This window comes from Streptomyces sp. HM190 (assembly GCF_009857135.1).
In the GTDB taxonomy this organism is placed as follows: domain Bacteria; phylum Actinomycetota; class Actinomycetes; order Streptomycetales; family Streptomycetaceae; genus Streptomyces; species Streptomyces heilongjiangensis.
On sequence record NZ_CP047318.1, the window covers coordinates 2,644,320 to 2,665,259 of the forward strand.

At 74.4% G+C, this 20,940-nt stretch carries 18 protein-coding genes; 13 read left to right on the top strand and 5 right to left on the bottom strand.

Features of this window, described 5'->3' with window-relative positions; genetic code table 11:
• Positions 1 to 8: 8 nt before the first annotated feature.
• From GSY65_RS11065 to GSY65_RS11085, 5 genes are all read left to right on the top strand, one after another.
• Positions 9 to 923: a hypothetical protein gene (locus tag GSY65_RS11065; protein WP_159775800.1), complete on the top strand. Its 915-nt coding sequence runs from the start codon at positions 9 to 11 to the stop codon at positions 921 to 923.
• On the top strand, positions 920 to 1,159 hold the full coding sequence (locus GSY65_RS11070) for a Trm112 family protein (protein WP_159767172.1): 240 nt from the start codon (positions 920 to 922) through the stop codon (positions 1,157 to 1,159). Before GSY65_RS11065 ends, GSY65_RS11070 begins: the two co-directional genes overlap by 4 nt.
• Positions 1,156 to 1,974, top strand: a complete 819-nt coding sequence (locus GSY65_RS11075; protein WP_159767173.1) for an FkbM family methyltransferase — start codon at positions 1,156 to 1,158, stop codon at positions 1,972 to 1,974. The genes GSY65_RS11070 and GSY65_RS11075 overlap by 4 nt, the downstream gene beginning before the upstream one ends.
• Positions 1,949 to 2,545 carry a hypothetical protein gene (locus GSY65_RS11080; RefSeq protein ID WP_236579737.1) on the top strand — a complete coding sequence of 199 codons (597 nt, stop codon included), beginning with the start codon at positions 1,949 to 1,951 and terminating at the stop codon, positions 2,543 to 2,545. The genes GSY65_RS11075 and GSY65_RS11080 overlap by 26 nt, the downstream gene beginning before the upstream one ends.
• A 210-nt stretch (positions 2,546 to 2,755) precedes the next feature.
• The gene (locus GSY65_RS11085; protein ID WP_159767175.1) at positions 2,756 to 3,667 is read left to right on the top strand and encodes an MEDS domain-containing protein; all 912 of its coding nucleotides are present in this window, start codon (positions 2,756 to 2,758) and stop codon (positions 3,665 to 3,667) included.
• A gap of 66 nt (positions 3,668 to 3,733) precedes the next feature.
• Here GSY65_RS11085 and GSY65_RS11090 read toward each other — a convergent pair whose 3' ends face one another.
• The 3 genes from GSY65_RS11090 to GSY65_RS11100 all read right to left on the bottom strand — a co-directional run bounded on the left by GSY65_RS11090 (position 3,734) and on the right by GSY65_RS11100 (position 8,405).
• Entirely contained in the window at positions 3,734 to 6,301 is a 2,568-nt protein-coding gene (locus GSY65_RS11090; RefSeq protein ID WP_159767176.1) for an ATP-binding protein, read from the bottom strand.
• Between the two features lie 184 nt (positions 6,302 to 6,485).
• A complete protein-coding gene (locus tag GSY65_RS11095; protein ID WP_159767177.1) occupies positions 6,486 to 7,412 on the bottom strand; it encodes an ATP-grasp domain-containing protein in 927 nt (308 codons plus the stop codon).
• A gap of 93 nt (positions 7,413 to 7,505) precedes the next feature.
• Positions 7,506 to 8,405 (bottom strand): DUF3152 domain-containing protein, encoded by a 900-nt coding sequence (locus GSY65_RS11100; protein ID WP_236579738.1) that lies wholly within the window; start codon positions 8,403 to 8,405, stop codon positions 7,506 to 7,508.
• Positions 8,406 to 8,993: 588 nt separating this feature from the next.
• Between GSY65_RS11100 and GSY65_RS11105 the strand changes: the two genes are divergently transcribed.
• The gene (locus GSY65_RS11105) at positions 8,994 to 10,043 is read left to right on the top strand and encodes a MerR family transcriptional regulator (RefSeq protein ID WP_159775803.1); all 1,050 of its coding nucleotides are present in this window, start codon (positions 8,994 to 8,996) and stop codon (positions 10,041 to 10,043) included.
• Positions 10,044 to 10,302: 259 nt separating this feature from the next.
• Here GSY65_RS11105 and GSY65_RS11110 read toward each other — a convergent pair whose 3' ends face one another.
• The gene (locus tag GSY65_RS11110) at positions 10,303 to 11,013 is read right to left on the bottom strand and encodes a FadR/GntR family transcriptional regulator (RefSeq protein WP_159767178.1); all 711 of its coding nucleotides are present in this window, start codon (positions 11,011 to 11,013) and stop codon (positions 10,303 to 10,305) included.
• 529 nt (positions 11,014 to 11,542) lie between these two features.
• On the opposite strand from GSY65_RS11110, the gene GSY65_RS11115 reads away from it, so the two are divergent.
• From GSY65_RS11115 to GSY65_RS11130, 4 genes are all read left to right on the top strand, one after another.
• Complete coding sequence (locus GSY65_RS11115) at positions 11,543 to 13,000, top strand: acyl-CoA synthetase (protein WP_159767179.1); 1,458 nt, start codon at positions 11,543 to 11,545, stop codon at positions 12,998 to 13,000.
• Positions 12,993 to 14,441 (top strand): carboxyl transferase domain-containing protein, encoded by a 1,449-nt coding sequence (locus tag GSY65_RS11120; RefSeq protein ID WP_159767180.1) that lies wholly within the window; start codon positions 12,993 to 12,995, stop codon positions 14,439 to 14,441. The genes GSY65_RS11115 and GSY65_RS11120 overlap by 8 nt, the downstream gene beginning before the upstream one ends.
• A 176-nt stretch (positions 14,442 to 14,617) precedes the next feature.
• Positions 14,618 to 15,655: a rod shape-determining protein gene (locus GSY65_RS11125; RefSeq protein WP_159775805.1), complete on the top strand. Its 1,038-nt coding sequence runs from the start codon at positions 14,618 to 14,620 to the stop codon at positions 15,653 to 15,655.
• 225 nt (positions 15,656 to 15,880) lie between these two features.
• Complete coding sequence (locus GSY65_RS11130) at positions 15,881 to 16,372, top strand: hypothetical protein (protein WP_201452510.1); 492 nt, start codon at positions 15,881 to 15,883, stop codon at positions 16,370 to 16,372.
• Positions 16,373 to 16,482: 110 nt separating this feature from the next.
• Here GSY65_RS11130 and GSY65_RS11135 read toward each other — a convergent pair whose 3' ends face one another.
• Positions 16,483 to 17,397, bottom strand: a complete 915-nt coding sequence (locus tag GSY65_RS11135; RefSeq protein WP_159767181.1) for a DUF4231 domain-containing protein — start codon at positions 17,395 to 17,397, stop codon at positions 16,483 to 16,485.
• 260 nt (positions 17,398 to 17,657) lie between these two features.
• On the opposite strand from GSY65_RS11135, the gene GSY65_RS11140 reads away from it, so the two are divergent.
• The 3 genes from GSY65_RS11140 (at position 17,658) to GSY65_RS11150 (ending at position 20,869) form a co-directional block, all read left to right on the top strand.
• Positions 17,658 to 17,831, top strand: a complete 174-nt coding sequence (locus GSY65_RS11140; RefSeq protein WP_159767182.1) for a hypothetical protein — start codon at positions 17,658 to 17,660, stop codon at positions 17,829 to 17,831.
• Between the two features lie 97 nt (positions 17,832 to 17,928).
• Positions 17,929 to 20,091, top strand: coding sequence for a radical SAM/SPASM protein FxsBH, inactivated beta-hydroxylase extension form (gene fxsBH, locus GSY65_RS11145; protein WP_159767183.1), 2,163 nt, complete (start codon positions 17,929 to 17,931; stop codon positions 20,089 to 20,091).
• Positions 20,084 to 20,869: an AAC(3) family N-acetyltransferase gene (locus GSY65_RS11150; RefSeq protein WP_159767184.1), complete on the top strand. Its 786-nt coding sequence runs from the start codon at positions 20,084 to 20,086 to the stop codon at positions 20,867 to 20,869. Before fxsBH ends, GSY65_RS11150 begins: the two co-directional genes overlap by 8 nt.
• Positions 20,870 to 20,940 lie beyond the last annotated feature (71 nt).

The following is a 20,940-nucleotide window of genomic DNA, read 5'->3' on the forward strand; positions in this document are numbered from 1 at the left end:
GGTGGGGGGTGGCCGCGGCCCTGCTGGCGAACGCGCTCTACAGCACCGGGTTCGTGCTGGAGAAACGGGCGCTCGGCGCGCTGCCCCCGGTGTCGGTGCGGCAGCCGCTGAGACTGCTGCGGCTGGTCCTCGGCAGCCCTCTGTGGATCGGGGGTTCGCTGTCGCTGACCGCCGGGTTCGCGGCGCAGCTCGCCGTGTACCGGACGCTGCCCATCGCCGCCGCCCAGGCGGTCTTCGTCTCCGGGCTCGTCCTGCTGGTGCTGCTGTCGGCGCGGCTGCTCGGGGAGGAGACGACGGGCCGGGAACGGTACGCGCTGGGCGCCGTCCTCGCCGCGCTGCTGATGGTGGTGCTGTCGCTGGACGAGGGCTCCGACACGGTCAGCCGCGACGCGCCGTACGCGCTGGTCCTCACCGTCTGCCTGCCGTCGCTGGCGCTGGGCGTGTGGCTGTACCGGTCCGCGGAGCGGCGCGCCCGGCACCGGCACCGGCTGCCGACCACGGGCGTCGAGTACGGCGTGGCCGTGGGCCTGCTGTACGGCGTCAGCTCCCTCGCGATCAAGGGGGTGTCGAGCCGTCTCGGCGTCGGCGGGATCGGGGACACGGTGGCCGCCGTGGTGCGCTCCCCGTACCCGTACCTGCTGCTGTTCACCGGCGCGTTCGGCCTGGTGATGTCGCAGGCGGCGCTGCAGCGCTGCCGGGCGTCGCTGATCGTGCCGGTGTGCACGACGGTGACCTGCCTGTTCACGGCCGTGCTCGGCACGCTGTCGTTCGGCGAGTCGCTGCCGGACGATCCGTTGCGGCTGGCGCTGCGGCTGTCCGGCACGGTGCTGGCGGTCGGTGTCCTGCTGAGCGTGCCCAAGCACGACGCGCCGCCGCCGGCGCCCCAACGCCCCACCCCCGCTAAGGAGTTGACGCCGCCATGAAGCCCGACGACCCGCTGCTGCAGATCCTGGCGTGCCCGCTCGACAAGGGCCCGCTGCATCTGGTCGTGCCCGAGGAGGGCCCGGACGAGGCGTCCCGGTCACCGGAGTCGCTCTACAACCCGCGGCTGCACCGCCGGTACCCGATCGTCGACGGCATCCCGCAACTGCTGCCGTCCTCGGGCGAGCAGGTCACGGAGGACGAACACGAGGAAATGCTCAGGAGGATGTGTTCATGACCACGCTCGCGGCCCGGCTGGCCCCGCTGCTGCCCGACCGGGCGGTCGCGGCGACCGCCCGGTTCGTCTACCCCCGGTTCGAGCCCGAGCTGAACCGGCTCGACGAGCTGTGCCCGCCCGGCTGCGGCACGGCCGTCGACGTCGGCGGCTGGTACGGCCCGTGGACGCACCGGCTCGCCCGGCGTGCCGCGCGGGTGGTGACCGTCGAGCCGGTGCCCCGGCTGGCCCGGCTGCTCGTCGCGGGCGCCCCCGGCAACGTCCGGGTCGTGCGGGCCGCCGCCTCCGACCGGCCGGGCACCGCCCGGCTGTGGCTGCCGCCCGGCGACGACGGCGGGCGGGGCGTGTCGTCGCTGGTCCGCCGGGACATCCACGCCCGCGCCCTCGACGTCCCGTGCGTCACCCTCGACGGGCTCGGCCTGAGCGAGGTCGGCTTCGTGAAGATCGACGTGGACGGCCACGAACTCGCCGTGCTGCGCGGCGCGTCCAGGACCCTGGCCCGCGACCGCCCGGCCCTGTTCATCGAGTTGGAGTCCCGCATCCGGCCGATCGCCCCGGTCGTCGACCTCCTCAGCGGCCTCGGCTACACCGGCTGGGTGCTGCCCGCCGGGACCTGGCACCGGCTGGACCCGGACGTGCTGGAGGCCCACCAGGCGCGCACGTCGTACGTGGCGTCGCACGGGCTGCTGCGCCGGGTCCTTCCGTTCGGGGGGCCGCGGTACGTGAACTCGGTGCTGTTCCTGCCGGACGGGCGCCCGCCGGGCGGGGCGATGGTGGGGGAGCATGGCTCCCATGCCCTCAGCGAAGCGCCCCGGTAGCCCCTCGGGCCCGCTCACCCCGCTCGACTTCCAGCTCGTCCTGCTGCGGCGCATGGCCGACCACAACCCGGGGCTGGTGGAGGAGGCCCGGCGGGAGCTGGGGGTGTCGATCGCCGGGATGCGTGAGGCGAACAAGCGGTGGCAGGCGATGGTCCGCTCGCCGCGGGCGCGGGGCGCCGCCGCCCGGTACCGGTCCGTGCTGGGCGCCCCGGAGTCCGTGGCGCCGCGCCGCATCGGCGACCTGGACTGCGAGGCCCGGCTGTGGCCGGTGCCGCTGTGGCCGGACCTCCGGTTCGAGGTGCTGGTCGGGCCGGACGGGTCGGTCTGGAACGAGTGGCTCGTCCGGGCGCCGGGCGCGTCCGGCGCCGAACCGGCCACGCTGGAGGACCTGACCCCGTGGTCGTGCACGGTCGACGAGGTGGCCCGCGCGTTCGCCCCGGCCCGGCCGCTGGAAGGGACGGCGCCGACCCGCTGGGGGCTGGCGTTCGTCGCCCCGGACGCGCGGGGCCGGCGACGGGAGGCCGTCGCCGAGTTCACCTGGGGGCTGCTGCAGCGGGTGAGTACGGAGTAGGGCCACCGCGCGGCTGGTGCGGAGCCGGGGACCTGCCTGGGACCTGGGACGCGGTCACCGGCGGCGGACGGGACTGTTCACCCCTGTCCCTGATTCGTTCGCCGCCGGACCCGAGTCGACCAGTCGTGATCATCCTCTCGACGGCGGTCCGTGAGGGCTTAGTCTCCGCGCAGAGTCCCGTACCGCCTGGAACCGCCTGGAGGCGCCCCCATGTCGTCCGAACGTTCCGCGGAGCGTCGCATCGTGTCCGTCGACGGGCTGCGGCTGGGGGATCACGCGTGCATGGGGACGGCGGACGTGACCGGGGATGCGCCGTGGGCGGTGTTCACGGCGTACACGCGGACCAGTCTGGCGCGCCGGGAGAAGGTGCTGCTGGTGATGGACCCGGACGACCTGACGGACGACGAGGTGGTCACGCTGCTGGACGGGGGCAGCGGGCGGGCGGCGGCGGCGCGGGACAGCGGGCAGCTGGTGCTGCGGCGGAACACGGAGATGTACGTCCCCGACGGCCGCTTCGAGAAGCAGCGCACGATCGACGCGTACCGCTCCGAGGTCGACCGTTCCTACGCGGAGGGCTGGTCGGGGCTGCGGGTGACCGCCGACATGAGCTGGGCGGCCCGCGTCGGTCTCGACCAGGAGCGGCTGCTGGACTACGAGGCGTCGGTCGCGCCGCTGTTCGCGGACCCGCTGTTCACGGCGATCTGCTGGTACGACCGGCGGCGGTTCGGCGACGAGCTGACGGCCCGGATCGCGAGGGCGCACCCGGTGCGGGTCGTGCGGCTGCCGGACTCTCCGGCGGTCACCGGCATCCCGGAGGGCGGCCGGATCGCCGGTACCGCGGAGCCGGGCACGCGCCCGGACTTCGTGGAGGCGCTGCGGGAGGCGCTGGACCACCGGAACGACTCGGGGCCCGGCCACGTCGTCCTCGATCTGCGGGACCTGTGCTTCATGGAGGCGCACTGCGCGTGGCAGCTGATCACTCTCGCCTCGTCCCTGCCGCCCGGCAGCGCGGTCACCGTGCGCTGCGGGGAACTGCTCGCGCTGGTGCTGGAGCAACTGGGCGCCGCGCGGGTGCCGCAGCTGGTGGTGAGGGTGGAGGGCGAGGCGGCGGCCGCCGGGTGAGACGGCGGCCGGCCGTCGACGGGTGTCCGACGCCGGCCGACTGCCGACGGGTGTCCGACGCCGACCCTAGGACCAGGACCGCGCGCTGAACCAGGCCGCCACCTGGCTGCGGTTGCGGAAGCCCAGCTTCACCAGGATCCGTTCGACGTGGCCCTCGGCGGTGCGGCGGGCGATGACGAGATGGTCGGCGATCTGCTTGTTGGTGCGGCCCTGGGCGACGAGGGCGGCGACCTGGAGTTCCCGTCGGGTGAGCGGCACGGGCGCGGCGGGGGGCCTGGGGGCCGCGGCGGTGTCGGGGGCGCGGCTGCCGGCCGGGGTCCGGGCGTCGCGTGCGCCGGGGGCGGGCCCGGCCACGGCGCGGCCGGCGCCGCGTATGGCGGAGGAGGGCCCTCTCCCCGGCACCGGGACGGGGGCGGTGCCCGCGGTCGCCGTCGGTGTCGGCGCCGCCGCCTCCTCAAGGGCGTACGCCATCGTCTCCTCGGGTGACAGGGCGGCGCCGCGCCGACGGGACCGTTCGTAGGCGTGGTCGCCGAGGACCTCACGGGCGTGGTGCTCGGCGGCGCTCGGGCCGTCCGGTCGCTGGGCGGCCGTGGGGTCGCCGCCGATGGCGTGCCAGAGGCGGTCGACGGCGCCGTGCAGGACGGCGGCCCGCTCGGCCCGCCCCGCCAGGGCCTCGGCGGCGGCGAGCAGGTCGAGGGTCTGGGCGAGCCCCTGGTGCCGGCGCTCGGTGTACGGCAGCCGCAGGCAGGCGCGCGCGTGCCCGGCGGCCCGCTCGTACTCCCCGGACGACCAGTGGGCGAGGGCGAGGACGCGCAACGCCCAGGAGCGGACCCACTGTTCGCCGTGGGCCTCGCACACGGCGACGGCCTCGGCGCACAGCGGGATCGCCTCGGCGGCGCGGCCCCGGCTGACGAGGGTGCAGGCCAGCTCGATCCGGGTGAGGACGACGAAGGAGGCGTGGGACGTCCGGGCCCGGCCGGGGCCGAGGGTGACGGGCGGCGGCGCGGGCACCGGGAGTTCCGTGTCGTCGGCGGGCGCGGGCCGGCCGGGGTCGGGACCGGCCAGGACGGCGGCGGAGCGGCTGTGCACCAGGGAGGTGAGGGCGCCCGCCCACAGCGCGCGGGTCAGGGCGCCGTCCGGTCGGGCCCCGGCCAGCAGGGCGCCGTCCATCCAGTGCCGGCCCTCGCCCCAGACCCCGTACGCGACCCAGTGGAACCACAGGGTGGAGGCGAGCCGCAGCCCGTGCTGCGCCTCGCCGGGGGTGGTGAGGCAGAAGTCCAGCGCGGCCCGGAAGTCGTCCTGGTCGAGGCGCAGCCGTTCGGTGATGTCGACCTGGTCGGGGCCGAACCAGGCCCGCTCGTACGCGGCGCCCAGCCGGGCGAAGTGGTCACGGTGGCGCCGCCGGGTGGCGACCGTCTCCCCCAGGTCGTTCAGTTTCTCCAGGCCGTAGTCGCGCAGGGAGACCAGCAGCCGGTAGCGCACCCGCCCGTCGTGCTCCTCCCGGACGAGCACGGACTTGTCGACGAGCCCGGCGACCGCGTCGAGCACGTCGAGCGAGTCGGTCCTGGCGGCGCCACCGGTGCCGGCCGGAGCAGGCGTTCCAGCCGTACCGACCGCACCGGCGGTGGCGGTTCCGGAGATCCCGGCGGTTCCGGTGGTTCCGGCGGTCCCCCCGTCGCCGGCCTCCGCTTCACCGGTCCCGTCCCCGCCGGGTGCGTCGCCGCCGCAGACGGCCTCGGCGGCGGCCAGATCGAAGCCGCCGACGAACACCGACAGCCGGGCCCACACCGTCTGTTCCTCGGGGGTGCACAGCTCATGGCTCCAGTCGACGGCGGAGCGCAGCGTGCGGTGGCGGGGCGCGGAGGTGGGGCTGCCACAGGTGAGCAACTGGTAGCGGTCGTCCAGCCGTTCGACGAGCTGGTCCACACCGAGGGCGCGGACCCGGACGGCCGCGAGTTCGATGGCGAGCGGCAGCCCGTCGAGGCGCCGGCACAGCCGGGCCACGGCCCGCTGGTTGGCCGCGCCGACGGTGAAGCCGGGGACCACGGCCGCCGCCCGGTCCGCGAACAGTTTCACCGCCGGGAACGTCTCGACGGCCTCCGGGCCGACGTCCTCCGCGGGCGGCGCGGGCAGCGGCGGCACCTCGAACAGCCGCTCCCCGGCGACCCCGAGCCGGTGCCTGCTGGTGGCGAGGATCCGCACGCCCTCGGTGGCCGCCAGCACCGTCCCGGCGAGCGTGGCGCAACTGCGCGGCAGATGCTCGCAGTTGTCGAGCACGATCAGTGCCCGACGGTCGCGCAGGTACTCGACGAGGACGTCCAGCGGCGGCCGTACGGTCTCGTTGCGCACCCCGAGCGCGTCGTTCACGGCGTGCGGGACGAACGCCTCGTCCCGCAGCGCGGCCAGCGGCACGAGCCACACCCCGTCCGGGAAGGCCCGCGCGACCTGTTCCGCGACATGTCCGGCGAGCCGGGTCTTGCCCACCCCGCCGGGCCCCGTCAGCGTCAGCAGTCTCCCCGCCGACAGCAACCGCCTGACTTCCGCCGCCTCGTCCCGCCGCCCCACGAAGCTCGTCAGCTCCGCCGGGAAGCCGGAGATGCGCCGCGACTCCGATCCGCCCACGACCCCGGTCACGCCCCCACTTGTGGTTCCTGTACAGGCTGTTGTAACCGTGCGGAGCAGCCACCGGGCACGGGCGGGCCGCCGTGGAACCGGATTTGCCGCCGGTTCGAGTGAGCGACCGAACCGCCCCGGGCGGGCCGCGGGCGGGGCTCCGGGCAAGGGGACGGGGCTCCGGGCAGGGCCGCGGGCCGTGGCGTCAGTCCGTGGCGGCGGCCAGCACCGCCTCGACGACCCGCCCCACCGACTCCGTGTGCAGCCACAGGAACAGGTTCGGCTCGACGAGCTCCAGCTCCATCACGCACGGCCGCCCGTCCTGCCCGGTGACGAGGTCCACCCGCGCGTACAGCAGCTCCGGTCGGCCCGGTACCGCCGCCAACGCCCGCCCGGCCAGGGAGAGTTCCGCCTCGGTCGGCGTCCAGCGCACCAGATCCGGGTGGGCCACCTTGTCCGCGTCGTACGCCGTGCCCGGCGACAGCACCGCGCCCTTGCGGCTGGCGTGCAGCAGCCGGCCGCCGAAGAACTGCAGCGCCCGCTCCCCCTCGGTGTCGATGCTGGCCACGAACGGCTGCACCATCGCGGTGAGCCCTTCGGCGTGCATCCGCTCGACATGCCGTGCGGCGATCTCCCGCTGCTCCGCCCCGGCCCCGTACCGGGCGGCGAACCGGGCCCCGGCCCCGGACGTCGGCTTCACGACGTACTCGTGCGCCTCCGGCAGCTCCACGGGGTCGCCCGGCGCGAGGTACGCCGTCGGGACGACGGGCACCCCGGCCCGCGCGAGGTCGCCGAGGTACCGCTTGTCGGTGTTCCAGCGGACGACGTCGGCCGGGTTGGCGAGCCGGGTGGCCCGGCCGCACCGCTCCACCCACGCCGTGAACTCGGCCGCCCGCCAGCTGTAGTCCCAGGTGGACCGGATGACGACGAGGTCGTGGGCCGCCCAGTCCACGTCCGGGTCGTCCCAGTGCACGGCCTCCGCCTCGGCACCGGCCACCCGCAGCGCGCCCACCAGGACCGGCAGGTCCCGGTCGGCACTGGCCCGCGCGCCGGGGTCGTAGGTGGCGAGGGCGATCCGGGGGGCGGTGGTGCGGGCCACGGGGACTCCGTTCTCGTGCAGGGGCTCGTACATCCGTCCAGGTTTGGACGGATGCCCGGGCGTCCGTTCTGCGGCGCAGGCTAACAACCGGGCGTGCCGTGACGGGCGCCGGTCGGCCGCCGCCCGTCACGGCACGGCGGGCCCGGTGATGAGCCGTCCCTTCGCGTCGTGGGGCCAGACGTTCGGTACGCAGCCGTTCATGCCCTTGATCTGCTGCATCATCGCGGGGGCGGGCCTGCCCCGGCCGGGGCAGCCGACGTGCCCCTCACCGAGGAAGTGGCCGACCTCGTGGTTGATGATGAGGGCGCGGTAGGCCGTGACGTCGTCGGCGTAGACGGGGGTGGCCAGCTCCCAGCGCTTGAGGTTGACCATGACGTTGTCGTCGACGTTGCAGTTGACCTCGCCGCGGGTCCGCAGACCGTACGCGCCGCAGATGTCGTCGACGGTGCCCGGTGTGGCGACCTTCACGACGAAGTCGGTGGCGCCGCCCGAGACCCGCTGGAACGCCGAGTCGCCGTCCGCCGTCCATCCGCGCGGGTCGGCCAGGATGCGCTCCACCTCCTCGGCGACGTCGGCGGCGGACAGGGACAGCCCCTTCTCGACCTCGACGCGGTAGCGCAGGAGCTTGCCCTCGCCCACCTTGGGGCCGCCACCGGGAGCCCTGGTGAAGGTGCCCGGCCCGGACGCGGGGATGGCGCGCCCGGACGGCGACGGCGAGGCCGGACCTCCGGCGGAACCGGCGGAGGAACCACCGGTCGAGCCGCCGGATCCGCCGGCGCCCCGGGAGCCCTGGGAACCCTTGGAGCCATCGCTGGTCGCGTCGCCGGCCGCCCCGCCGGTGGAGCCGCCGGTCGAACCGCCGGTCGAGCGGCCCGGTGACGTACTGGGCGAGACGACGGGCCCGCGCTCGCCGTCGGCCCCGGCACCCGCGCCCGGCGTGCGCCGGGACCGCTCCGGGTCGGCCTCGGCGGAGACGGCGGACCGGGCCCCGGCGGACCCGTCCCGGTCGACGGGCGCCCAGCTCACGGCCGCGAACGCGGCGGCACCGAGGACGGTGACCGCCCCCAGCCCGCCCCACAGCCGCCCGCGCCCCGGACGCCCCGCACCGGGCCGACCCCTGCCCCGACGCCCATGGCGGGCCCGACGGCCCCGGCCCACACGGTCGGTGACCTCACCGCCCCCGCCAACGCCGCCGACGCCCTCCCGGCCGTCGCCCCCGCCTCCGGCACCGTCGCGACCCGTAACGACGCCGTCCCCGCTGTCACCGGGTCGGCCGTCCCGGCCGGGACGGGCGGGGGCCTTGCGGCGACGCCCACCGCCTTGGGCCCGGCGGCCGGTGGGCTCCGCGGAACCGCTCCGGCGGCGACGGTCAGGGGGAGGCGTTGCTCTGCGCTCGGTCATGTTCCTTCAGAGTGTGATCAGGTTGTGATCGGATGAGACCCATTCGATCACGGAACGATAACGGATGATCCGCGTGATGCCGAACCGGCGGTCGAACCCGCGCGCTTGACCTTCCCCCTCGGTGAAGCCCCAGCATCGAGAGCGGCACGAGGAACAGCCGGGACACGTCGAACCGGCCCGCATCAAGGGGGAGTTGTGGCCGAACCGGGAGCCATGCTGACGATCGGCGCGTTCGCGAAGGCGTGCCGGCTGTCGCCCAAGGCACTACGGCTCTACGACGAGTTGGACCTCCTGAGCCCCGCCCGGGTCGACCCCGACACCGGCTACCGCTACTACGCCACCGGGCAGTTGGAACGGGCCCGGCTGGTGGCGTGGCTGCGCCGCCTGGGCATGCCGCTCGCCCGGATCCGTACGGTGTGCGCGCTGCCGCCCGGCCCCGCGGCCCGGGAGATCCGGGCGTACTGGGCAGGCGTCGAGGCCGACACGGCCGCCCGGCGCGAACTGGCGGCGTTCCTCGTGGACCACCTCACCGACACCCCGGGGAAGGACACCACCGTGCTGGAACTCCGTTACGCCGCGCTCTCCGCCACCGGACGCGTGCGCGCCGCCAACCAGGACACCGCGTACGCCGGCGCCCGCCTCCTCGCGGTGGCCGACGGCTTCGGGCCCGGCGGGGCCCCCGTGAGCACGGCCGCCGTGGAGGCGCTGAAGACCCTGGAGCGCGAGCCCCTCCCGGCGGGCGACGTGCTGAACGTGCTGGAGGACGCCGTACGGAACGCCTCGGACGCCGTACGGGAGAGCGCGGCGACCGAGGACGACGGCACCACGCTGACCGCGCTGCTGTGGACCGGCTCCCGGCTCGCCCTCGTCCACATCGGCGACTCCCGCGCGTATCTCCTCCGGGGCGGTGAACTGTTCCGGATCACCCATGACCACACCGTGGTCCAGTCCCTGGTCGACGAGGGCCGGCTGACCCCCGAGGAGGCGACGGCCCATCCCCAACCCGCTCTGTTGCTGCGGGCGTTGACCAGCCGCGCGGACACCTCCGCCCCGGATGTGCGGCTGCGGGACGCCTACCCCGGCGACCGCTACCTCCTCTGCTCCGACGGCCTGTCCACGGTCGTCGCCGACCCCGACATCCGACGGATCCTGACCTCGTCCGGAACCCCAGCGGCAGCCGTGGACGCCCTCGTCGCCGAGGCGAACGGGGCGGGCGCACCGGACAACGTCAGCTGCGTGGTGGCCGACGTGGTGGAGGGGTAGCGGACAGAGGACGACGGGGACGGCGGTTCGGGCCGGTGCCGGGCACGCCCCGGGAGGCCGCGCCCCAAGAGGCCACGGTCCTGGAATCCGCGCTCCAGTGCCGCATCAGGCACCGTTCGCCCCGTCGCGACGCCCGGCACGCACTCCCGCCGCACCGGGCACAAGCCCGAGTACATCCCGTACGGGGACGTGCGCCCGGCACGCCGAGAGCACGCACCAAACGCCGCTCCTCGACGGGCAGACGTCACCTGCCGCGGCACTAGGAGGCCGAGTCGCCCGGGTCCCAGTCGAGGAGGCGGACCTTCGCGACCGTGCGCACATGGCGGCGCATCGCGGAGGCCGCCCGCCGGGGCTCCCCGGCCGCGATGGCGTCGAGGATCGCCCGGTGCTGGGCGAGGGAACGGTCGGGGCGGCCCGGCTGGCGCAGCGACTCCGTGCGGCTCTCCGCGATCTGGTCGGCGATCGTCCGCATGAACTCGGCGAGCAGGCTGCTGTGCGCGGCGGCCGTGACCGCCGCGTGGAACAGGCGGTCGCCCTCCACGCCGTGACCGTCCCGCTCGATCTCGCCGGCCATGTGGCCGAGCGCGTCGCGCATCGCCGTGAGGTCGTCCTCCGTGCGCCGCTCGGCGGCCAGTTCGGCGAGCTTGGTCTCCAGCGCCTCACGGGCGTCGAGGACGTCGGGCAGCCGCCGCCGGCGCTCGACCATCCGCTCCACCGGCTCGACGTCGAGGCTGTCGCGCACGAGATACGTGCCGCCGCCGTGCCGCGCCTCGACCAGGCCCTGGACCTCCAGCACCACGATCGCCTGCTTCACCGAGGCCCGGCTGACCCCCAGCCGCTGGGCCAGGTCCCGCTCGGGCGGCAACCGGTCACCGGCCTTCAGCCCGCCCTCGACGACGTACTGGCGCAGCCGGTCGAGCACCTGCTCGTAGAGGCGCTGCTTGGTCATGGGGCGCAGGGCGTCGGTCACGGAGTCCCCCTCTCGTTCCGGAGAGTAACACCGGCGCCACCGTGACGGCCCGGTGGCCAAGTGGCTGAGCCAATTCCTGCGCGACCCCTTGACGCGGCACTCCGGGACCCGCACGCTGACCATCCGGAAGTGGCTGAGCCACTCGGCCACTCCCGGTGACTGAGCCGCTCGACCATCGCCCCCGACGCCCGCCCTCCCCTCCCCCGCCCGCTTCCCCCAGGACCCTACGACGGGAGCCCGTATGTCCCCGAGCTGATCTCGATGCTCGTCCTGGCCGCCGCACCCGACGTCGACCGGGAGCGCTTCTTCCGGCAGCTGATGATCTACGGCGGGATCGTGGTGGCGGCGGTACCGGCGGCGGCGTGACTGGTACTGGTCGTCCCGGGATTCGGGTAGGCCCCCACGGACCACCTCGCCCCACCCCCGAACCTCTGGAACCCCCCGAACCCCCGGACCTCGCACCATCGGTCCAGCCCCGCCCGCCGGGCCCCGCACCCCGCGCCCCGGCCACACCCAAGGAGTACGACGCGTGTCCCCCCTCTTCCCGGACCTCAGCCGCCCCGCCCCGCCCGACCGCCCCGCCCTCCGCTTCGGCGACCGCGGCCTCACCTACGCCGAGCTTGCCGCCGCGGCCGGTGCCCTCGCGCCCCGTCTGCGCGAGGCGGGCCGCGTGGCCGTGTGGGCGACGCCCACGCTGGAGACGGCGGTCGGCGTCGTCGCCGCGCTGCTCGCCGGGGTCCCCGCCGTACCGCTCAACCCGAAGTCGGGCGACAGCGAACTGGGCCACATCGTGAAGGACAGCGCCCCCACCCTGATCCTGACCGCGCCCGGCACCGAACTCCCCTCCGCCCTGGGAGACTTGGCACGCGTGGAGATCGACGCGACGCCGGGCGGCGGCGCCCCGTACACCGTCGGGGACGTCCCGGACACCGCCCCCGCGCTCATCGTGTACACCTCCGGCACCACCGGTCCGCCCAAGGGCGCGGTCATCCCCCGCCGTGCCATCGCGACCACCCTGGACGCCCTGGCGGACGCCTGGCAGTGGACCGGGGACGACGTCCTCGTCCACGCCCTGCCCCTGTTCCATGTGCACGGCCTGATCCTCGGCGTCCTGGGCCCACTGCGCCGCGGCGGCTCGGTGCGCCACCTGGGGCGGTTCGGCACCGAGGGCGTGGCCCGGGAGCTGACCGCGGGCGCGACCATGCTGTTCGGCGTGCCGACGATGTACCACCGCGTCGCCGAGGCCCTGCCCGGCGACCCGGAGCTGGCGAAGGCCCTGGCCCGCGCGCGTCTGCTCGTCTCCGGTTCGGCCGCGCTGCCCGTGCACGACCACGAACGGATCGCGGCGGCCACCGGGCGCCGGGTGATCGAGCGGTACGGCATGACGGAGACCCTCATGAACACCAGCGTCCGCGCCGACGGCGAACCCCGCGCCGGTACGGTCGGGGTCCCGCTGCCCGGCGTAGAGCTGCGGCTGGTGGAGGACGACGGCACCCCGCTCACCGCGGACGACGGGGAGTCGGTCGGCGAGATCCAGGTACGGGGCCCGAACCTCTTCACCGAGTACCTCAACCGCCCCGACGCGACCGCCGCCGCTTTCACCGCGGACGGCTGGTTCCGCACCGGTGACATGGCGGTCCGCGACCCCGACGGCTACGTGCGCATCGTCGGCCGCAAGGCCACCGACCTCATCAAGAGCGGCGGCTACAAGATCGGCGCGGGCGAGATCGAGAACGCGCTCCTCGAACACCCGGCGGTGCGGGAGGCGGCGGTCACCGGCGAACCCGACCCCGACCTCGGCGAACGCGTGGTCGCCTGGATCGTCCCCGCGGACCCCGGCGCCCGCCCCTCACCCGAGGAACTGGCCGCGCACGTGGCCGCGAGGCTGGCTCCCCACAAGCGGCCCCGGACCGTCCACTACCTCGGTTCCCTCCCCCGCAACGACATGGGGAAGATCATGAAGCGGGCGCTGAAGACGGATGACTGACCGCCGCTTCTCGGCCCGCGAGGCCATCGCGTTCCTCACCGACGACTTCACCCGCCTCCCCGCCCCGCCGAAGCGGTACGCCGCCGACGGCCCGCTCGCCTGGGCGGGCTACGACGCGGCACGCGCCCGCGCCGCCGAGCGCACGGGCGAGGAGGAGTCGGTGGTGTGCGGCGTCGCCACGATCGGCACGCCGGCACCTCCCCCGCGTCCCGCACCGGCCCCCGTCCCCCCGCCCCGTCCCGCCCCCACCCGCCCGGCGGGTGCGGTGCGTGCCGTCCTCATCGCCTTCGAGTTCGGTTTCCTCGGCGGCTCCCTCGGCGAACGCACCGGTGACCGGCTGGAGTCGGCGCACCGGTACGCGCGGGAGCACCGTCTGCCGGTCGTGTCGCTGGTGGCGACCGGCGGCAGCCGGATGCAGGAGGGCATGCGGGCGCTCACCCAACTCCAGCGGGTGGCCCGCCAGACGGCCCTCACCCGTGCGGCGGGCCTCCCCCAGATCGCCGTGCTCCGCGACCCCACGACGGGCGGAGGCTGGGCCACCCTGGGCGCCGGTGCCGATGTCGTCCTCGCGCTCCCCGCCGCGCAGGTCGGCTTCGCCGGCTCCCGGGTCCGCCCGCCCGACGCCGACCCCGCCGCGTACACGGCCGAGGCACAGCGGGACGCGGGCACCGTGGACGCGATCGTGGCCCCCGAGGACCTCCGCGCGACCCTGACCCGCTGGCTGCGCCTCCTGACCGCCCCCTCGACGGCCCCGGCCCCGCCCCCGCCGCACCTGCCCGCGCTCCCCCCGGCCCCGGCCGGGGGTGCCCCGCGGCCCCTCCCCGCCACCGGCTGGGAAGCCGTGGAACGGGCCCGCTCCCCCCACCGGCCCCGCGCCGAGGCGTACCTGGACGCCTACTTCACGCACCGCGCGGCCGTCTCCGGCGACCGTGCGGGCGGCACCGACCCCGGCATGCTGTGCGGCTTCGGTGAGCACGAGGGCCGGACGATCGCCTACGCGGCCCAGTGCGGCACGGCGACCCGCCCGGCCGGCTACCGCACCGCCGCCCGTCTGATCCGCCTGGCCGACCGGCTCGGCATCCCCGTCCTGACCCTGGTCGACACCCCCGGCGCGGCGAACGACGCCGAGGCGGAACGCCAGGGCGCGGGCGCCGCAATCGCCGACCTGTTCACGGCCGTCGCCACCGCCCGCACCCCCGTCACCACCCTCGTCGTCGGAGAGGGCGGCTCGGGCGGCGCCCTGGCCCTCGCCGCCCCCGACAACACGTGGGCCACCCCCGACAGCTACTTCTCGGTGATCGCCCCCGAACCGGCCGCGGCGATCCTCAAACGCCCGGCGAGCCAGGTGCGGGCCACGGCCGACGAACTCCGCATCCGTCCACAGGACTTGGTGGACCTGGGGGTGATCAGGGGCATCACGGGTCCGGCGGCCGGCCGGTGACCGGGGTGACCGGGGTGACCGGGTGTCACAGAACCACCCGTCCAGCCGCACCCCACCCGGCCCACCCCAGCGGGCACCCGGTCTCCCGCCCGCGCACGATGCAAGGGAACCAGGGAACCGCCGCCCGGCGGCCCGCACGGCCCGTGCTCTCGGGAGGATCCGCCGCCATGACGACCATGACCGCCAGTCTGGAGCAGCTGCGCCGCTGCCACTTCGCCGTCGACCTGGGTGCGGCGCGGACCCGGGTGTACGTGAAGGGCGCGGGCCTGGTGGTGGACCAGCCGAGCGTGGCCGCCGTCAACACCAGGACGGGCGCGCTGATCGCGGTCGGCGAGTTCGCGGAGAAGATGACGGGCAGGACGCCCGACTACATCCGGGTGGCCCGGCCGGTGTCCGGCGGCACGGTGGTGGACATCGACATGGCCCAGCGGATGCTGCGCCAGCTGCTCGGCGACAAGGTCCGCCGCACCCTGCGCCGCAAGCCCGTGCTCCGGGCAGCCGCCTGCACCCCGCACGACGCGGACCCCCTCGCCCAGCGCGCCACGATCGAGACACTGGTCGGTCTGGGGGCGCGCCGGGTGGAGCTGGTGGACACGCTGATCGCGGCGGCGGTCGGCTGCGGTCTGCCCGTGGAGCAGCCCGAGGCGACCATGATCATGGTGTGCGGCGCGGCGGCCACCCAGCTCGCGGTGCTGTCGCTGGGCTCGGTGGTCAACGCCGTGCGCATCCCGGTGGGCGGCGAGGCCATCGACCACGCGATCGTGCAGCACCTGCGGCTGCGGCACGAGCTGACCCTGCCCAGCCAGTCGGTACGGCCGCTGCAACTGGCCCTGTCCGGCAACGGCCTCACCCCGCACGGTCCCGCGTCCACGGAGATCCACGGCCTGGACGTGGCGACGGGTCTCGCCCGTTCCGTGCAGGTCGACACGGCGGCCGTGCGCGACGCCATCCAGACCCCGCTGACGGCGGTCGTCGACGGCATCGGCAAGGTCCTGCGCGACTGCCCGCCCGACCTGGTGGCCGATCTCGCCGACCGCGGGATCATGATGGTGGGCGGCAGCGCCCTGCTGCCCGGCTTCGACCAGATGCTGCGGCACGCCACGGGCATGCCGGTGTCGATCGCGGAGAGGCCGGACGTCTGCGCGGCCCTCGGTGTCGGCGCGATGCTGGAGGGACGCCTCGAACCCATCTCCCTGGACCCGGTCGGCGACTGATCCACCATCACTCCCCGGCCTCGTCACCCCCCCCCCCCGACCCGGTCCGGCCCGGACGACGGCAGCATCCGGAGCACGCGGGGGCGGTCGGCACCGGACCGGTCCCCGTCCGTCGCCCCCGTGAGCCCACGACGCCCCACCGAACGCCCGTACGTGTCGTTCTCGGTGAAGTCCCGCGCCGCTAGGGTGGGTCGGACGACCGCGGCCACGGAGGTGAGGCTTGGGATGCCAGGGCCCGTGACCCGGATCGGCATCACCGGACACCGGCAGATCCCGGACGCCGCCCTGTCCGCCGTACGCTCCGGCATCCGCTCGGAACTGCGGAACCACCGGCCGTCGGCCCGCGCCCTCAGCAGCCTCGCCGCCGGAGCCGACCAGGTGTTCGCGGAGATCGCGCTGGACTGCGGTGTCCCGCTGACGGCCGTGATCCCCGGCATGGACTACGAGACCCACCTGGGCGGCGACGAGGTGCGGGCGGAGTACCGCCGGCTCCTCAAGTGCTGCGCGGAACGCGTGGAACTGCCCTACGAACGCACGCACGACGAGGCGTACTACGCGGCGGGCCGCTACATCGTCGACCACGCGGACCGCATGGTCGCCGTCTGGGACGGCGGCCCGGCCCGCGGCCTGGGCGGCACGGCCGACATCGTCGCGTACGCGCGGCGGACGGGCGTCCCGGTGACGGTGCTGTGGAGCCCGGGAGCACGCCGGGCCTGACCCGCCGGCCGGACCGCCGCACCGCGCTCCCCCGCCACCGGACCGGGTACGGACCGGCGCCCCTCAGACCTTCTCGGGCCCCCTCAGCCCCCTCAGCCCCCTCAGCCCCCTCAGGACCCGAACCGCACGAGCCAGTCCGTGTGCTGGGGGGAGACCAGGCGTTCGGCCTCGGCGACCGCGTCGGCCCAGCCGTCCTCGGTGACCGTGGTGCTCATGGCGACCCGATGGGTGTCGAGGTCCTGTTCGACGAGCTTGTGGGCGTAGGTGAGGGGGCGGTGTCGGCGGACCTCCTGCCAGGCCACACCGGCCGCGGCGGCGGCACTGAGGACACCCGTCGGGTCCCAGCGGCTGCCGATCACGCCGAGGCCGCGCAGCACGGCGGTGACCAGGGCCAGCCCGGTCAGGGTGGTGGTGACGCCGGACCAGCGCACGGAGGCCTGGTGGGCCTGGCCCGCCTTGCCCCCGTACCAGGCCAGTTGCTCCAGCACCCGGTCCCTGAGGTAGATGTCGCGCCGCGCGGCGAACGGCTTGGCGCGCACGGCCCGCATCCGGGGAGTGATCTGCCCGAGCCCGAGTTCGGCGGAGCTGTCCCGCGGGTCGTCCCACCCCACCTTGCGCAACTCGCTCAGCCGCTCCTCCAGCCGCTCCGCGAAGAGGGCCTCGGGGTTGGTGAGCCGCGCGGGGAAAGGACCGCCGTGCACCATGTACTGCCAGGCCAGCGACTTGATGACCTCGGCGGCGGCGCGGTGCGCCTGCCAGTGCACGCGGGCCCGGCGCCGGGAGGCGTGGATCCCGACGGCGATGGTCGCGGCGTACAGCACGGCCGCGACGGCGGACGGTATCCGGCTCCCCACCCGCTCCGCGAGCGAGGCGGTCGCGGTGGCGAGCAGCAGCACGAACAGCTGCGTCCGCACGATCCGGAACGACTCCCCCTGATGGACCAGCGCGAGCCGATCGCACACGTGGAACAACGGGGGCAGATCGCGATCACTCACTGTGGTGCTCGGGCCGGGCGTGGCAGCCATATCAGGACCTCGCACAGATGTCTGGAGACCGCACGGACAGTCATGCTCTCGTCAATTCGAGAACTGCACCAGAGCGCCCGTGTCCGCACACACACCCAGGGCACTCTTTACGTCAGGAGGCGTGCGTGGTATAGGGCGTGCATGATAGAAACATCACCCACAGTGTCGTCCTAACCTCAATGACCAGGCCCTCGCCACGGGATCTCGTCGGCCAGGGACCGATGACAGCACGTTGGTCCCCTGATCCAGACGGGAAAGACATGAACCCTACGCTCACGACGTCGAAGCGCCGACCGGACGCGGCTCGGCCGGCCACCGGGCGGGCGCCCTCCCTCGGGCAGATCGACGCGCGCGCTCTGCGCGCCCAGCGGTCCACCGACCGGCTGATCACCCCGGGCGAGACGCAGCGCGCGGGGTTCAACTCGGCCGTTTGAGCCCAGCCCTTCACCGACCCCAACTTCCTTGATCAACAAGGAGGTTGGGGTCGCCTGTGAGCGGTCCGGAGGGGCCGACGCCGGTACAGTTCGAGAAGTGACGGACTCTCACGGCCGGCAGACGATTCAACAGCTGGTCCTCAAGGTGCACAGCCGATGCGATCTGGCCTGCGACCACTGCTACGTGTACGAGCACGCGGACCAGAGCTGGCGCGCGCGGCCGACCGTGATCACCGAGGACGTCGTCGGCCAGGTCGCCCGCCGACTGGCCGACCATGTGACCGACACCTCCCCGGAGTCGGTCACGGTCATCCTGCACGGAGGCGAACCCCTGCTCGCCGGCCCGGCCCGGCTGCGTGACGTCTGCGCCGAAATCACGAGCGCACTGACGCCGCTCACGACGCTTGACCTGCGCATTCACACGAACGGCGTCCAGTTGGGCAGGCCCCATCTGGAGGTCTTCCGGGAGTTCGGCGTCAAGATCGGGATCTCCCTGGACGGCGACCGGGTCTCGAACGACCGCCACAGACTCGACCGCCGGGGCCGCAGCAGCTACGACCGGGTCCTGCGGGCCATCGACCTGCTGGGCCTCCCGGAGTACCGGCATCTGTACCAAGGGCTGCTGTGCACGGTGGACGTGGCGAACGACCCGATCGCGGTGCATGACGCGCTGACCGCGCTGGAGCCGCCCCGGATCGACTATCTGCTCCCTCACTCGACCTGGGCCGCGCCTCCGCCGGGCCACGGCGAGGGAACCCCCTACGCCGACTGGCTGCTCAGGGTCTTCGACCGCTGGGAGGAACAAGGACGGCCCATGCCGGTCAGGACCTTCGACTCGGTGCTCAGCACACTCCGCGGCGGCCCCAGCCTCACCGAGGCCCTGGGGCTGACTCCGTCCGACCTCGCGGTCGTCGAGACGGACGGCTCGTTCGAGCAGGCCGACTCCCTGAAGACGGCGTACGACGGTGCCCCGGCCACCGGCTACGACGTCTTCCGGCACAGCTTCGCGGAGTTCGCGGACCATCCCGGCGTCCGCGCCCGTCAGCAGGGCGTGAACGGGCTGAGCGAGACGTGCCGCGCCTGTCCGGTCGTGGAGTCCTGCGGGGGCGGGCTCTACGCCCACCGGTACAGCGACGAACGCGGGTTCGACAATCCGTCCGTATTCTGCACCGATCTCCGGGCCCTCATCGAGGGCGTCGCCGAGCGGATCACCGAGCGCGCCCTGGCCCCCTCCGTCACCGGGATCGAGGAACTGCGACGGGCCCACACCGAGCTGAGCCGCCTGCTCGTCGCCGACGCGCACCGGCACCTCGCCGGCCACCCCGACTGGGACCCCGCCTGGGAGCTGCTGCTGGGTCTGGACACCGGCGAGACGAGCGGCGTGTCGCTCGACGCGGTCCTCTCCCACCCCTATCTACGGCCCTCCCTGCTCAGGGCCACGGACGCCCGGGGCCGGTTGCCCCGGCTCATGGCGACCGCCGTCGCCGCCTCCGTCCGCGCGGGAGTGGAGACGACCCTCGGCTGGGACGAGCCGGACACCGAGGTGTACCTCCCGACGCTCGGGACCGTGCGGCTGCCACGGCCGGGCCGCGTGGAGTTCACGGTCGCCGAAGGGGACTTCCGGTGGCGCACCTCCGAGCACGGCGGCTCCCGGTCGTCGGCGCGGTGGCGGCCGTTGGAACGGCTGCGCCCGGCCGACGGTCGGACACTGCTCATCGACGACGCAGACCCGTACCGGGACCGCTACCCCACACCGGTCGCCGCCCCGCTGAGCCCCAGCGACCTCACACTGTTCGGCAAACGGCTGCGGACCGCCCACGACGTACTGGACGAGCGCCACCCCGGTCTGCGCGACGCCTCCCACGTCCTCTTCGCGACCACCGTCACCCCCCTCCGAGCGGGCTGCGGGCTGGAGCTCAGCGCGTCAGCGCCCGACGCGCTGGGCCTGGCCGTCGACGTCGAACCCGAGGAGATCGTCCGTGAACTCCCCCTGCTGGCGCGGCGGGCGCGTCTCGCCGCACTGCGCCAGGTGGCGGACCTCCATGTACCCGGTACCCGTGCGGGCCGCCTCCTCGACGAGGCGAGCGCCAGCCTCGGCAGGGCGGCCACGGGGCCGGACCGGTTCGCCGCCGACGAGGAACTGCGACGGGCCCGGCACGCACTCGATCTCCTGGCAGGACCCTCCGCAGGCGAACTCACCGAGAATGGAACGTACGTGGTCCAGGAACTACGAGAGGAATGGGTTGCGCTCCATGGCTGATGCCGCTCGCCCTCGGAACCTTCTGCACCAGCTTCAGGACACGCTGACCGCGGTGGGTGTCCGCCCGGGAAGCACCCTCATGGTGCACTCCTCCCTGGGCGGCACCGGGACCGGCGCCACCGCCGTACGTGACGTGCTGCTGCGCGCACTGGGGCCGGAAGGCACCCTCGTGGTGCCCGCGTTCACCCCGGAGAACTCCGACACCTCCCGCGAGTACCGCCGCATGGTCGAGGGCATGACGGAGCAGGAGAAGGCCGAGTTCCGGGCAGGGGTGCTGCCGTTCGAGCAGGCCACGACCCCCTGCCCGTCCATGGGGGCGCTCGCCGAATGCGTGCGGAGCACACCGGGGGCGGTCCGCAGCGCCCATCCGCAGACCTCCTTCGCCGGCCTCGGCCCACGCGCCGCGGCACTGCTCGACGGCCACGATCCGCACTGCCATCTCGGTGAGGACTCGCCCATGGCCAGGCTGTACGAGGCGGACGCGCGGATACTGCTTCTGCGTGTGGGGTTCGAGGTGTGCAGCGCCTTCCACCTCGCCGAGTACCGGATGACGCCTCCCCCGGCGCGTCGGACGTACCGCTGCGTGGTGGAGGAGAAGGGCAACTGGATCGAGTACGAGGATCTCGAACTGTACGACGGGGACTTCGGCGCGATAGGAGCCCTGGTCCCGCGCGAGCTGTACGTGGAACGGGAATGGGCCCGAAGGCGGGTCGTGCACATCGGTGTGCGTGACGCGGTCGACTCGGCGAGCAGGCTCATGTCCGCATATCGCGGATGATTTGGCGTGAAAAACGCCATCCGGCGGCCGGACGGGTCAGGCACATTGTTGGCTCCGGCCACATGAGTCTT